The organism is Paenibacillus sp. 11B, from assembly GCF_030487755.1.
GTDB lineage: Bacteria > Bacillota > Bacilli > Paenibacillales > Paenibacillaceae > Paenibacillus > Paenibacillus vandeheii.
The window spans coordinates 183,952-199,253 of record NZ_JAUKNS010000004.1; the positions used below are offsets into that span (position 1 = coordinate 183,952).

At 46.6% G+C, this 15,302-nt stretch carries 11 protein-coding genes; 2 read left to right on the forward strand and 9 right to left on the reverse strand.

Features of this window, described 5'->3' with window-relative positions; translation table 11 throughout:
* The first annotated feature begins 57 nt into the window (after nucleotides 1–57).
* The gene (locus Q0V21_RS17700) at nucleotides 58–939 is read left to right on the forward strand and encodes a LysR family transcriptional regulator (RefSeq protein WP_301879923.1); all 882 of its coding nucleotides are present in this window, start codon (nucleotides 58–60) and stop codon (nucleotides 937–939) included.
* 22 nt (nucleotides 940–961) lie between these two features.
* The gene (locus Q0V21_RS17705; protein ID WP_301879925.1) at nucleotides 962–1,636 is read left to right on the forward strand and encodes a VOC family protein; all 675 of its coding nucleotides are present in this window, start codon (nucleotides 962–964) and stop codon (nucleotides 1,634–1,636) included.
* Between the two features lie 215 nt (nucleotides 1,637–1,851).
* Here the strand turns inward: Q0V21_RS17705 and Q0V21_RS17710 are convergent, their stop codons facing one another.
* The 9 genes from Q0V21_RS17710 to Q0V21_RS17750 all read right to left on the reverse strand — a co-directional run bounded on the left by Q0V21_RS17710 (nucleotide 1,852) and on the right by Q0V21_RS17750 (nucleotide 15,295).
* Nucleotides 1,852–2,508 (reverse strand): FusB/FusC family EF-G-binding protein, encoded by a 657-nt coding sequence (locus Q0V21_RS17710; protein WP_179132856.1) that lies wholly within the window; start codon nucleotides 2,506–2,508, stop codon nucleotides 1,852–1,854.
* A 131-nt stretch (nucleotides 2,509–2,639) separates the two neighbouring features.
* Entirely contained in the window at nucleotides 2,640–3,479 is an 840-nt protein-coding gene (locus tag Q0V21_RS17715; RefSeq protein ID WP_301879927.1) for a phytanoyl-CoA dioxygenase family protein, read from the reverse strand.
* Nucleotides 3,480–3,584: 105 nt separating this feature from the next.
* Nucleotides 3,585–4,697, reverse strand: coding sequence for an arginine 2,3-aminomutase (gene blsG / locus Q0V21_RS17720; RefSeq protein WP_301879928.1), 1,113 nt, complete (start codon nucleotides 4,695–4,697; stop codon nucleotides 3,585–3,587).
* Nucleotides 4,698–4,793: 96 nt separating this feature from the next.
* Entirely contained in the window at nucleotides 4,794–6,065 is a 1,272-nt protein-coding gene (locus Q0V21_RS17725; protein WP_079350198.1) for an MFS transporter, read from the reverse strand.
* Between the two features lie 21 nt (nucleotides 6,066–6,086).
* A complete protein-coding gene (locus Q0V21_RS17730) occupies nucleotides 6,087–7,310 on the reverse strand; it encodes an ATP-grasp domain-containing protein (RefSeq protein WP_301879931.1) in 1,224 nt (407 codons plus the stop codon).
* Nucleotides 7,303–8,322: a cysteine synthase family protein gene (locus Q0V21_RS17735; RefSeq protein WP_079350272.1), complete on the reverse strand. Its 1,020-nt coding sequence runs from the start codon at nucleotides 8,320–8,322 to the stop codon at nucleotides 7,303–7,305. The genes Q0V21_RS17730 and Q0V21_RS17735 overlap by 8 nt, the downstream gene beginning before the upstream one ends.
* 59 nt (nucleotides 8,323–8,381) lie before the next feature.
* The gene (locus tag Q0V21_RS17740) at nucleotides 8,382–13,427 is read right to left on the reverse strand and encodes a non-ribosomal peptide synthetase (RefSeq protein WP_301879933.1); all 5,046 of its coding nucleotides are present in this window, start codon (nucleotides 13,425–13,427) and stop codon (nucleotides 8,382–8,384) included.
* Between the two features lie 22 nt (nucleotides 13,428–13,449).
* Nucleotides 13,450–14,499 (reverse strand): low-specificity L-threonine aldolase, encoded by a 1,050-nt coding sequence (gene ltaE / locus Q0V21_RS17745; protein WP_079350201.1) that lies wholly within the window; start codon nucleotides 14,497–14,499, stop codon nucleotides 13,450–13,452.
* A gap of 43 nt (nucleotides 14,500–14,542) precedes the next feature.
* On the reverse strand, nucleotides 14,543–15,295 hold the full coding sequence (locus Q0V21_RS17750; RefSeq protein WP_301879935.1) for a thioesterase II family protein: 753 nt from the start codon (nucleotides 15,293–15,295) through the stop codon (nucleotides 14,543–14,545).
* Between the last annotated feature and the right edge of the window lie 7 nt (nucleotides 15,296–15,302).

Consider the following 15,302-nt stretch of genomic DNA (forward strand, 5'->3'; position numbering starts at 1 on the left):
CAATGCAATAGTTTCTATTAAAATGATTATAAAAACCAATGATTAGAGGGAAAACATATGGAAATCCGTCAAATGGAGAACTTTATCGTTGTTTGTGAAGAGCTCCATTTCACACGAGCAGCAGATAGAATTGGCATTTCTCAACCTACCTTGAGCCAACAGATTCGAGCCTTGGAGGATGAATTGGGTGTCCCCTTGTTCGACCGGGTGGGCAAAAAGATTGTGATGACCCAGGCGGGAACGCTGTTTCTGGAGCACTGTGTACAAATGGTTCGCCATTTACAGAATACCCAGGATGCGTTAGCTGAATTCCGCAATGATCAACGAGGTAAGCTGGTGATTGGAGTCCTTCCGTCCGATTTGGACTACCGCCTTACTCCTTTGCTTGTAAACTTTCACGCCCGTTTTCCCAAGGTCAAATTAAAGGTTGTTTCTTCGATTTATGTATTGAATCAAGTGCTGGATAACGAAGTAGACATCGGTATCGAGCTAACGACTGCTCCTGATGACCGTCTTGTCCGCATCCCTTTATGCAGCGAAGAATATGTACTCGTCGTTTCTGAGAACCATGTCTGGGCCGAACGGAAAGAGATTGGACTCAAGGAATTACGCGATATTCAAACGGTAATGTTCCCCGAAGGATTCACAGGCAGAGAACTGGTTGATGGCTATTGCCGCAAATATGGGTTTACTCTGAATACGATTATGGAGACGAGCTCGGCTACCTCCATCATTAGTCTGGTCAAAGCGAATGTTGGCGGAACTGTGCTGCCCTATCCACTAATCAAGGCGATGAATGAACCAACACTTCGCATCATTCGGATTACGGACGATGCCCCTTACCGTCACTTTGAAGTCATTCATCGTTCCGATCGCTACCTGACCCAATCTGCCAAGGCATTTATCGAGAAAACCATTGATTATTTTAATCAAGGATAAGTTCAAAGGGAGAGTGACTTGAATGCAAATAAAAGAGGTGGGCTTGCTCACAGATCAAATGGAGGCAATGAAGAAGTTTTACGGTACGTTATTGGAGTTGGAGCTACTGAAGGAGAATACAGCGGTTGTATCGTTCCGCACTGGAGGTTCGATTCTTTCATTTCAGCAAGCTCCTGGACAGGATAAGCCATTCTATCATGTGGCATTTACAATTCCGACAAACCAACTTGCTGCAGCCAAGAAGTGGGTTCAAGATCGAAACATCTCATTGCTTTCCAAAGATGATAAGGATGAGTTCTACTTCCCCTACTGGGATGCAACAGCTTTCTATTTCTATGACCCAAGCGGCAATTTAATGGAGTTCATCGCTCACCATTCGTTGGATAATGCAGTCGACGAAGCCTTTGGTTCTGGGCAGCTGCTGTGCATTAGCGAGATCGGCCTGCCCGTCGATGATGTACCCAATACAATAAGTACAATGAATGGACAGTATCAACTTGAACCCTTTGCCGGAGACGGAAAGCAATTTGCCCCCATCGGTGACGCAGAAGGTATGTTTATTGTCATCGACAAAGAGATGCCCTGGTTCCCAGACGGGCGTATGCCTGGTGTTTTTGCCACGGAGGTAAAAGTTGAAACTGGACAGACTGGGAGTATTTCGTTGCAGAACGGTTTATACTCTATTGTTTCGGTTTAAATCTGCAGGGCTTGTGCGTAGACTTCTGACAATGAAAAAAGAGCTATATTCCAAACTGACGTCGGTACGACTGCTGGCGTTAGTTTTCCAGTTTTCGTTATACTGTTCAGTACAACAAGAAAAGGCGCCAATTTATGGCACCATTAAAAAGATTGCCTCATTGGAAGAGTTATGTCTCCGTACAGGCTGTTCTATGAGGATTGACATGGAATGTATTAATGCTCATTCTTATTTGCATATTTTCTCTCATACGTTAAAAATTCTCTAAGTTTACTCGCATCCGTCATATCATGGTTACATTGTTCACTATCCAGGCACATATAGTTTCCCGTCACTAGATCATTCCGCCGTTTGGTTGTGACCAATCCAATTTGGCTGCCGGTACGGCTTTGATTACACAAATGGCAAAAGCACGTTTTCCTTCCCAAAAGTGCGGTGTAACGGCATTCAAGCGTATACAATTTTCCTTGCTCATGATACATCATATACAAGGAATTTGAGGAAATATCCTTCCATCCCACATAATCCAGCATCAAATTCTTAAGGTTGTCAAAATCTGGAATACTAAATGATTTGGCCTTTGGAAACAGCTTTCGCACTTGTTTATTCGTTATTATGGGAAACTTCTCTATATAAGGGGACAGCGACTCCAGCAGTTGAATAACCTCATCTTGTCCGCGAAATCGTCTAATGTTCTTAAACAGATCTTTGATTTCAGGGTTCAGGTGCTGGATGACCTCCCCAATCTTATATTCAACTTCTTCCTCAGTTGCTCTCAATGTCCGGTAATCACCTACGAAATAAACCGTTTGAATCAAATAACTAAGCTGTTTACGTATAAAATTCAGTTCATGCGGTTTGATTAACAACACCAAATTATACCTCCTAAACAAAGTTGAGTTTGTATTTGCACACAGTGTCTATAGACGTTTTGTAGAGACATACTTTGGAAAAGCAACATTCCACATTCTGAACTTATATCCCGAATTAAGCAGGTATAGAATTAGAAAACGGAACCTTGCTGTTCAAGCAACTCCTCTTTCCATTCTTCATGTTCCAAAACCTCTAATGCATTAAAATCACGACCAGCAAGAAAATCAGGACGTGTTAATTCAATCTGAGGCAAATTATTCACCGCGTTATACGTCATAATTAACAGTTTGCGATCAAATGGAGAAATATTAGGCGCTGATGCATGAGCCACTAATGGGTTAAAAATCAGTACAGAGCCCGCTGGCCCCTTAGGGGCAACAATATCGTAAGCATTGACCAGTTTGCGTAGTAAGGGCTTATCCAGTGTGTACTTTAAATCAACGCTCAAATGATTCTGCCAAGCTTCATCTGACTCAGCTTCAGATCCACTGATCACCGTGTCCATGTTCTCCAATCTGTGGGAGCCCGGAATGATAGCCAGCGGACCATTGAACTCCGTCACTTCATCCAGATAAATGCTTACATTAATTAATTCTGGCGTAGCAATCCCGTCCTCCTTTTCCCAATATACATAATCCTGATGCCAGTTCCACATTTCACCTGCCAAGCCCGCTTTTACATTAATTTTGTATTGATGTAGATATACTTCGTTATTCAGGAGCTGCATCACCGGATTTAATAGCCTCGAGTAGGATTTGAGCTGATCAAAGGTGTTGTTCGTGAAGTGAGGGGCATAAATAGAGCGAATCGTTCGATTATCTTTCTCAAAGACTCTCCTTGGGGAATCTTCGGCAAAAACAACTGGAATTTCTGCATTCAACTTATTTAATATATTCTTCGGAATTGCTGACTCCAGAAACAAATACCCCTGCTGGTTATAGCTCTCAACTTGCTCGGCTGTTAGTAACATATCGAACCCTCCCACAATGATATTGCTTTCGCCCACTATCCGTTACTTTCAATGATGAACTACCGCTCAAACCCTGGATGGATTTGAGCGGTGTTCAAATAGTCATTATGTTTTGGAACTAACTGCCCCCTGCGGTCGAAGATAAGGAATGAACGTCTCTTTCCCTTCATAGCTCAACAGCGTTAATCCTTTTTCTGAGTATTCGACAATGGTATCGAGCGAAATCGGGATTTTACCGTTGATGGTTGTCACAACATACGTTGGGACTGCAAATCCGGTCGTATGTCCGACAAGTCCACGCAATATTTCTATCCCTTTTTCCAGCGGAGTCATAAAGTGAGAAACACCCGTCACATTATCGCAATGATAGAGATAATAAGGCCTTACACGAATCTTCAACAGGCCATGGAGCAATGCTTTCATCGTTTCCAGATCATCATTAATACCTTTAAGCAGAACGGACTGATTCTGTACCGGAACACCATGCTTCAACAACAAATTACAGGCTTTCGCCGATTCCTCCGTAATTTCTTTCGGATGGTTAAAGTGGGTATTCAGCCAAACCGGATGATATTTCTCCAGCATTTCGCAAAACTCTTTCGTAATGCGCTGAGGAAGGAGAACGGGATACCTTGTCCCAATTCTAATAATTTCGACGTGTGGAATACTTCTGAGGTGTGAAATGATATGCTCGAGCCTGTCATCGGAATAGGTCAGAGGATCTCCGCCGGTTAATAGTACGTCGCGAATTTCTGGATGTTCTGCAATGTATTTGAAATCCTCTTCAAAGGATTCCGCTTCCTGCTTCTCAAAATAAGTCCCGTTTACATCCGTCGTATGATACTTGCGCGTGCAATGTCTGCAATATACGGAGCATTGCTCTGTAACTAGCATGACAATTCGGTCCGTATACTTATGAACAATACGATTCGTTTTGCGATATTTCATATCTCCCACGGGGTCAACGTCGGAATACATATTAGGCATCAACTCGTCAACCGTTGGCAGAGCTTGTAAGCGAATTGGGCAATTGGAATCTGTAGGGTCCATCAACGAAGCGTAATATGGAGTGACGGCCCAACGGTACAGCCCTTCACTTTTTTTAATCGCTCTTTCTTCTTCAGGACTTAATTGGATCATTTCTTTTAGCGCCTCAACCGTTTGAATCCGATTGCGAAATTGTGCCTTCCAGTTATCCCAATCCCAATCTCCACGCATACTAAATCCTCCTCAGAGCATGTATTTAGTTGATTTTCAAAATCGAAAAATTGTTGTACTCTCCTGCCTCTGACCGGCTTGCAAATGATTCAGCAATCACCCCCCATATGAAGTAACATCCGGACCCGTAGGCTCTGTAATGGTTCGGACCGATGAAAACACGATAAAAATAGATGAACCCATCAGTCCAATTGCCCCCACAATCAAGGTGGGCGTCGTACCAATAATTCCTCCAAGCCAACCTCCAAGCACCGCGCCAATCGGAACTACACCCATGCCAAACATCCGCATGCAGGCATTCATTCTTCCCTGTAAATTTTGCGGGGTGATGCCCTGTCTCAAGCTACGCTGGTTGATGTTATACACAATGACCATTGCAGCATCAATCATGTACATCACCATGATGAGGATGACGGCTGGTAAGGTAGGCAATAATGTAGCTACAGGAATAACCAGTGAGACAAGACCTGCAAGAAACAACGAAGTCACCATCGTTTTACCAATACCCAGTTTTTTCACCATGGGACCAGCAATAAAAGCTCCGAGCAAGGCACCTACACCGGACATCGAAAAGATCAAGCCAATATAGACGGGGGCCAGTGCCAAGGTCCGTGAAATATACAAAATAAAAATAGGTTCTATTACATAGGTAAACAGATTAAAAATGACTGTTCCGATCAAAATAGCGCGCAGGATATTATTATGAAAAACAAATTTTGCTCCTTCACGAATTTCAGCTCCCATGTTCTGTTTGGACCCCTCTGGTACCTCGACTGCATCCTCCTGCTTTTTAATACGAGCAAGATATACGGCTGATACCAGATATGTGCCGATATTAAATAGAATAGAGAAGGGGGCTGAGAATATCTGAATCAGTGCCCCGCCGATACTTTGCCCTACAACTGTGGCACTAGAACTGCTAAACTCCAGTTTGCTGTTCCCCTCTACCAACTCATCTTTCTTGACAACCGTAGGCAGATACGAAACGTGAGCAATCTCAAAAATAACCGTATTTATACCGACGATTGCTGCAATGATATAAAGCAAGGGCATCGTTAATATGTCCATGAAGATTCCAACAGGAATAGCAATGAGTGCAACAGCACGAACAATGTCAGCTGCGATCATCATCGGACGTTTAGGCTTGCGGTCCACCCACACACCAACAAACAAGCTGATTAGCAAAAAAGGTAAAAATTCGACTGCAGTCAGAAATCCCATTTCAAGCGGTGATGCATGCATGGTTAGTGCTGCAATCAGGGGAATAGCCACGGTCGTAATCTGAACACCAAATGACGAAACCGTGTGTCCCAACCAGAAATTCCTAAAATCATTCTGCTTCAATAAACCCAACGAAATTTTACTCATGAAGTCCTCCTACACGCTTAATTACTTTACTATGATCTGAATAAGTTTCATGGCATGATCGAGAGTCCCAACCGTTTCCTCGAAGGTGCTCCCTTCAGCAATAACATGGCCTAGACGGTGATAGGCATTTTGTGGAGGAGTTACACGCTCCCCGGGAAGAACGTTAACTTTAACTTCCTTCACATGACTTATCCGTATTGCCTGATCTTTGCCGATAATTTGCTCAACCCGCCCTTCCGTATCTGACATTAGAAACCGGATGCCGGCTGCACCCTCATACTTTACCTGTTGAATGGTAGGGCCGCGAAAAGCACATAATATTTGCTGCTCCAACATATCCACCCCTGTGGTGAGACGAATCAGTTCCGGAATCATCCCTCCTGCCAAACGACCGTTAATCTCAATAATAGAGCAGCCTTTCTCCGTCCATTTGATTTCGGTATGTGCAACTCCATTACGAAATCCGATGATCTCAAGGGCATGCAGCACAGTCTGAATGATCGTGTCGGATTGCACTGAACTTAATTTTGCCGGAAATAGATGTCCTGCTTCTACGAAAAAAGGAAGGCCTGTAAGCGACTTTTGAGTAATACCGATAATATCCGTTTTGCCCTGCCAGCTAATCGTCTCGACACTATATTCAGGAGCCACGATATATCTCTCAATCAGAACTTCCTTCGGTGCTAATTGACCGCGTACATTAAATTTATGTGAAAGGATGTTAGACACGTGCTGTTCAGCCACTTCAAGACTAATACAGAGACGAACTGCATTTGAGCCGCTATCCTCTGTTGGCTTGATTACACAGGGAAGACCAATATCTTTCAGTGCGGTAGCCAGTTCTGATTCATGGCGAACCACCTTGAAGGGGGGCTGAAGCATACCTGCCTGTGCAAGTCTCCTGCGCGTCTCTGCTTTGTTTCGTACCCTGTGAATAACTTCAAGGGGATTCCCTGGAAGGTCGTACTCTGCGCTCAGCGCAGCCACCTGCTCCAAGTAAAACTCGCTGGTTGTCGTTATCCCCTGTATTCCCGAAGGATCAATCGTCTCTGCAAGGTGTTTACGCAACTGATTCAAATCATTCGTGTCACACACATGAACCTGACATCCCGTTTCCTTTAATCCGGCGTACCTATCTGGATTATTGGTATAAAATACGGGGTCAAGTCCCCAACCTGCTGCACGAGTCAAGGCGAGCATTCCTGTACCTGTCGTGTTTGCTTCAATAAACACCAGTCTAGACACGGTGCATCACTCCCGAGAGCCTAGCGTAGGACCACGAATGGACGACAGTCTGATAAGGAACAAACTGCGGTCCCTCAGGCAAGCGCAAAGCATCAATTTGCTTTTCTTTTCTGTAGTCCCTGTTATAGATGGTACTGGCGTAACGGTCTCCCCGGTCCGGAAAAATGGCCAATATATTCGTATCTTGAGGCACATTAGACTGTAGCCATTTGACTACCGCGTAGACCGAACCAGAGGAATTTCCAGCAAAAATCTGCTGTTCTCTTGCCAGAGCAAGCGTTGCAGCAAACGCTTCTTCGTCGTTCAGCCAGTGCACTTCGTCAACGATCGAATGGTCCACGTTTGGTGCAATTAGGGAATTGCCCAGCCCGCCTTGCAAACGTTGGGGCCAATCAGGCTGTCCAAAAATAACGCTGCCAATACAATCGACCGCCACCACCTTGAGATCTGGGTTGTACCTTTTGAGTGCACGGGCTGTTCCTGTCATAGACCCGCCACTTCCAACAGAAGCAACCAGGTAATCTACACGTCCAAGATCATTCATGACCTCATGAGCAAGCTCACGATATGCAGCAGGGTTGTTGGAATTTTCATATTGTCTGGGCCAGTAGGCCCCCGGAAGCTCCTTCATCAATTCGTTGAGTCGCTGCAATCGTGCGCTCTGCCATCCGTTTGTGCCCATCTGTTCCACAATATCAATCTTGCAGCCTAACGCTGTCAGCTTGGCTAGAGTAATCTGGTCCATTCGCGGATCGGTAACAATATGAACTTCATGCCCCAGGCAGGTCCCAACCATTGCAACGCCACAAGCCATTGTTCCGGACGAACTTTCAATAATGGGAGCTCCATCCTGCAATTGCCCACTATACTTCGCTTCCAAAATAATTTGTTTGGCTACGCGGTCTTTCATCCCAAAGGGATTCATCAATTCCAGCTTGGCATAGACATTACCACCGATGATCCGATTATGGTTTAATTGCACCAAGGGTGTATTGCCTATCGTCTCGATCATGTTTGTGCAAATCAAACAGCTTCCCCCCAAGCCTTAGTATTCTTTTCTTGCACAACTGGTCAGGATCTCATCATAGCTTCTACTTCTTCGTCACTCATCTGCTGAATCTGCTCGTAGAGAAACTCCTCCACTCTGGATGCAAACTGCCTGATGGTTGGATGTAGCAGCACTTCACGTAATGGAACCTCCAGCTTCAATTGACGGCGAACTCTGGAGACAATTTGTGTAGCCAGCAAGGAATGTCCACCCAAGTCGAAGAAATGATCCTCTACACCAATATGCTCCATATTTAAAAGCTCACGCCAGATTCCTACAAGGTACTCCTCCATCTGAGTTTGAGGCTCCACGAAGCTGGCAGGAGCATAGTGGCTGAGTCGTTCAGGCTTGGCAAGCTGGCTTCGGTCTATCTTTCCGTTCGCATTCAGAGGCATCCGATCAAGCAGCAGGATAAAGGAAGGAACCATATAATCAGGCAGCATGTCCTTTGCCATTTGGCGAAGTTCCTCACTTATATCTGCGGAGGTATCCAAAGGCACAACATAAGCTACCAAACGTTTGATGTTAGATGAGTCTTCATCCACAAGCACGACGACTTCTTTTACATTTTCATGAAGCAGCAGCACCGCTTCAACCTCCCCCAGTTCCACCCGCATGCCGCGTATTTTCACTTGATTATCGGCACGCCCTATAAACTGGAGAGAGCCATCGGGACGATAAAAGCCGAGGTCTCCTGTATGATACATCCGTTCTCCTGGAACGAATGGATCTGGAACAAATGCCTGAGCCGTTCGGTCCGCCATATTCAGGTAGCCCTGAGCAAGCCCTACTCCAGCGAGATACAGTTTACCGTTAACTCCTGGTGGGACCGGCTGTAAATAATCATCCAGCACGTAACAGCGGTTGTTATCAATCGGTTTGCCGATACACACAGCCCCTTCGGCTTCCATATCCTCGCTCGTTGCTACATGAAGCGTGGAGTCAATCGACACCTCCGTAGCACCCCAAGTGTTATTAAGCGTACCCGGCAGCTTGGCGAAGAAGCGTTTAACTGTGTTTGCTGTTAGCGCTTCCCCGGACGAGATCGTACTGCGAAGCTTACGGAGTCGCCGCTCATCATCAGACGTGATTTCATCCAGTACCAGATTCAGCATACTTGGCACGAATTGAACGTGAACAGCCTCATATTGAATACACGCTTCAATAATTGAACGTGGATCACGGTGGAAACCAGGCTCAAGCAGTGCCACACGTCCGCCAGAGATCAAAGGCCAGAAGAACTCCACTGCTGCATCGTCAAAGGTCAACGTTGTTTTCTGAAGAACGGTTTCCCCTGCTTGCAACTTAAAGTGCTTCTGCATCCAACACATTCGATTTACCCAGCCCCGGTGAACATTGATAAGTCCCTTTGGCTTGCCGGTAGAGCCCGAGGTATAATACACCGACACAGGCGATTCCGCTGTAACGTTGCGTAAAGGTCTAATTGTTGGCTGCTGCTTGATGAGATCCCACTCCGAATCGGGACATATGAGGTCAACTCCGTCCATAGCAAGCTTCTCCCTTGCATGTTCCTGGATGAGACATACCTTCACATCCGCATCTTGCAAAATGTGCCGAATTCGGCTTGAAGGCAGTTCCATGTCGATGGGAACGAAAGCAGCGCCTGCTTTTAAAATCGCCATCAGACTGACTACCAACTCCAATGATCGCTCTACGCAAACCCCTACAACACTTCGTTCTCCAAGATGGTGAAGCAACAGGTAGTTCGCAAGCATATTCGAGCGCTTCTCCAGTTCCTCGTAAGTTAACATTTTATTTTGATAGATTGCCGCTATAAGCTGGGGAGTTTCACCTGCCTGACGTTCAAATAATTCATGCAGGCATACCTCAGAAGGAAACGCTGCAAAAGTATCATTCCACGCATAAAGCATGCGCTGCTGCTCATCCGCCGATAACAGAGGCAGCCTGGCTATGCTCTGCTCTGGATCACCCAAAATCGCTTCCATCAGGGATGTAAAGCTCTTGATCATTCGATCTATTGTTGCTCTTCTGAACAGTCGAGTATTATATTCGAACGTACATGACAACGGTCCGGAAGCTGCTTCCTTCACAAAAAGGGTCAGATCAAATCGTGAAACCTTGCTGTTGACTTCGATTGGATGCACAGTCAGATCACCCAGCTCCAGCCTTTCCTCTAACTGGTTTTGATAAGCGAACATGACCTGAACAATCGGAGAATAGGCATGATTCCGTTCAGGTTGCAGCTCCCTAACCAGTAATTCGAACGGTATGTCCTGATACTCATAGACGTTGAGGCACCGTTCTTTCACCTTTTGCAAATAGACACGGAAGCTGTCTTCACCCTTAAATTGGCTGCGTATAGCTACCGTATTCACGAAAAAGCCCATCATTTGCTCCAGTCCATGCTGATTCCTGTTTGCTATGGGTGACCCGACAACGATATCCTTTTGACCGGAGTAACGATGAAGCATGAGGCTAAAAGCGGCCTGCAAAATCATATATACGGATGCTTCCGTCTGCCGGCCAAGCGCCTGAATGCGCGGCATCCACTGCTCTGGAAGTGTAAAATGTATTTTATCCCCTGCAAAGGTTTGAATAGGCGGTCTAGGTTCATCGGTTGGTATCTGCAAAATGGGCAGTTCTCCCGATAGTTCGTTTTTCCAGAAATCAAGCTGCTTCCGAAGACCATTCTCCCGAATCCATTCCTTGTGCCATACAGCATAATCGGAGTATTGCAGGGGTAGCTTCAATAGCGGACTTGGTTTGTAATCAAGGTAAGCTTTGTACAGAATGTTCAGTTCATCCAGGAAAATCACGTTCGACCAGGCATCTGTTATCAGATGATGCATATTGATGAAGAGAATATGGCTACCCTCTTCAAGCTTGAACAGAACCGTTCGGATCAAAGGTCCCTGCTCCAGGTCAAAAGGCTTGCGTGCTTCCTCGCTCAGTCTTTGCTGAATGAGCGTTTCCAGATGATCCTCTGCACCCATTTCCAATGGAATGATCGGGAACTGTAGCTCCAGTTCTTCAGCAATGATCGGTACGGGTTGGTCATTTACAACGGTAAAGGTTGTTCTCAACGCCTCATGCCGGCGTATTAATTCGAGCAACGCCTCATGCATCGCCCGGGTATCCACTTCACCTTCCAGTCGGTAAGCCAAAGGCTCGTTATAAACCGGATCAAGCGGTTCCATTTGCTGTACAAACCAGAGACGTTCCTGGGCAAAGGACATTTCCAGCTTTTGATCGGCCAATTTATTGGAAGTAAACAATGTCTGTGTATTCAAATTCTCGCCATGGTACCCACGATCTTCAAGATATCTGGCTAAATCCTGCACGTTTCTTTGGGCAAAGATCAATGTCAGCGGCAGGTTCGGATCTGTGCAGGAACGAAGCAGACTCATAACCTTTGAAGCAGAAATCGAATCTCCCCCAACTTCAAAAAAGTCATCCTTCCGTCCGACCCGTTCAAGCCGTAGGACGTCCGCGAACGTTTCAGCGAGAAAAATTTCCATCTTTGTTTTCGGTTCATTCTCTGTCGTAGAGTCGCCAACAGCAACCGATGGGATGGGCAAGGCGAGACGATTGAGCTTGCTATTGCTGTTCAGCGGCAGCTCATCCAGCAGCATAATAAAATGCGGGATCATATAAGCAGGTAACTTTTCCTGTAAGGCCTCCTTGATTTGTCCCGCCGTTGTTGACTGGTCGGGGTACAATACGACATATGCCGTCAGGCGCTGGATATTGGGAATGTCCTCGCGTAGCAGCACCGCAGCTTCTTTAACGTGGGGTTCGGCGATCAACGCGGATTCAATCTCACCAAGTTCAACACGAATGCCGCGAATTTTGACCTGATGATCGGACCGTCCCACAAACCCAATGCTTCCATCCTCGTGAAAATAGGCCTGATCCCCCGTTCGATACATTCGTTCATCTGGAACAAACGGATCTTTGATGAACACCAAGTTCGTTCGTTCGGGATCATTGACATATCCTCTTGATAAGCCTTGACCCGCGACATAAAGATCACCGGTCATGCCAGTCGCTACCTTTTGTAAACTGTGGTCCAGAATATAGACCCTGCTGTTACTCAAAGGTGTTCCAATGGAAATTTGGCCCTCTGCCGAGAAGTCCTTTATCGTGCAGCGATGCAACGTGGAACCAATAGATAGTTCCGTTGCCCCCCAAAGATTGTATAAGTCACCGGGCATATGAAGCTGCATGTATCGGCGCCCCATCTGTGCTGGAAGTGCCTCGCCCCCTCCGAAGCAACCCCTCAAGTGTGTCATTCTTTGGACCTGTTGCGACGTAACCACATCCAGCAATCGGCCAAGCATACTCGAGACTAGAACAAGGAAAGCGACGTCATATCGTATGACAGCCTCTACGATCGCCTCAGGGTCCCGATGCAATCCTGGCTCAAGAAGTGCGATTCTGCCCCCGACAAGCAGCGGCCAAAAGATTTCCAGCGCCGCATCATCAAAGGTCAGTGTCGTTTTCTGCAAAACGGTCTCTCCAGGCTGTAGCTGCAAGACCTGCTGCATGGACAATAGCGCCGTCACCCAGCCTTGATGCATGTTGGCAACACCTTTCGGCTTGCCGGTAGAACCTGAAGTATAATAAACAGAGACAAGATGATCAGGACGAACCCCGGTACGCGGCGAGCTGTCAGGCTGATTCTTGAGTTCCTCGAAGAAGGCCGCGAGGACAAGCATCTCCTCTGCAATGTATGAAGTATCGGGCTGCCCGACTTGATCGATGATACAACAGCGAGCTCCTGCATCGATCAATACTTGTTGCTTGCGGGAATATGGAGCTTCCGGGTCGAGCGGCACGTAAGCACCGCCAGCTTTTAATATCCCGAGTAATACCACAATCAGCTCTGGCGAGCGATTCATACAGACGCCTACGGGTATATCGGGGCCTACCCCTTTTTGGATTAAATAATGTCCCAGCCGATTGGACTGTCTGTCTAATTCCTCATATGTAAGGCATGAATCATTCATGAGGACCGCAATATGCCGCGGAGTCCGCTCGACCTGCTGTTCGAAAAGCTCATGAAGGCAAGCATTCGGAAATTCCAAGCCATTCCCCTCCCTTAATTGTTCATGCCAGTGTATCCCTTATATGATGCAAGACCTCCTCAATCTGCTGCGAGTTGACTCCTACATGAGTCACTGCGCGAATACGGCCATGTCCAAGCTCATCGACGTGTACTCCTTTTTGATGTAATTTCTGTACAAAGCTCTGCCACGTAAATCGGGGGTCGGTTACGCGAAAAAAAACGATATTGGTCTCTACAGTCTGAGGCTCACACGCAATACCCGGAATGGACGATAACCCTTCCGCGAGCCGTTTGGCATTCGAATGATCTACCGCTAGCCGCGATACCATTTTGTTTAAGGAGACTAGTCCCGCTGCCGCAACTATTCCTGCCTGTCGCATGCCTCCGCCAAGCATTTTGCGAATTCGGTATACCTTTTGGATAAACGTCTCACTGCCAACAACCATGGAGCCAATGGGAGCAGATAAGCCCTTGGAAAGACAAAACTGAAGGGATTCGGCGTAATCGGCAATTACGGCTGCCGGTATCCCCATTGCTACAGAGGCATTCCAGATTCGAGCACCGTCCATGTGCACAGGGATTTGATGCTCTTTGGCAAATGCTCGAATGTCCTCCAGATAAGACAGTGGTAATATTCGTCCGCCCATGCGATTATGGGGATTCTCCAGGCAGAGCAATCCCGGCAAAGCAAATTGCGGGTCTTCCGGGTCCCGGGGAATTGCCTTTTGTAGGTCTTCAAGATCAAGACGCCCATCCGCTTGGGTCCTGATTGGTTCGTACATAATCCCTCCGCAAACACTCGCCCCCGCTGCTTCATAAATATAAATATCCGACTCATCACCAACGAGTACCTTTGATCCACGTGGGCAATGGGCCATGATAGAAGCAAGGTTAGCCATCGTGCCGCTGGGCATAAAAATGGCCGCTTCCTTTCCCAGCATTTCCGCTGCCTTCAATTCCAGCTTTTTTACAGTAAGGTCTTCACCGTACACATCGTCCCCAAGCTCAGCCTGAACCATGGCTTCCAGCATTTCAGGAGTAGGCAGAGTAAAGGTATCGCTGCGAAGTTCAATCTTGGCAAAATCAGACATACCGTCTCCTCCAGACTAAAAGCATGATGTTCATTTCATGCGATTAAATATAACGCCTCATCGCTTCGGCAATGGTACTTAGCAACTCCATCGGGGCTTGGAGGAAATCATGATGATCCCCATCCAGCACTTTGAAGGACGCTTGTCCGTATTCTTTCCAGCCACCTAATAGGGACGGGTTCACCTCTTTATCTCTATTCCAGCCGATAGCCGTGATCGGAAAAGGAAGAGTCTCAGGGCAACTTTGTATATAACTGCGATTTGCTTCCAGATCAGAACGCATGATTCCTGTGTTCAGCTCGACAATATCAGGCAAAGCCTTTCCCCCCATTTTATGAATGAGCAATTCGATCTCCACTGCAAGTTCCTGATCATCCAGTTCCAGAAACCTGCCATAGGGGCCTTCATGGGGTGCGACTTGGGATGATATAAACAAGTGTGACGGCAATGGCCCTCCATTACGCATCAATTGAACGGAAGCCTCATAGCTGGGTAACGCCGACCCACAGTGGCCAAAAAACGCAAAGGGACGATCCATATAAGGGCGTAGTGCTTCATTAAAATTCTCTGCCAGCTCCTCATAGGATGAATAAGTAGGTTCATGAAATCTGTTCTCTCGACCTGGAAGCTGGATCGGACATACTTCGATCTTGCCAATGAATTCAGGCCAGTGGCGATACATGCTTGCACCGCAACCGGAGTATGGTACACAGAACAAACGTGCTTTGGCAAATGGGGACGGCTCTCTGAGGAGCCATGGATTGTTTTGAACCGCTTCTTCAATAACGTATTCCAAGCTTATC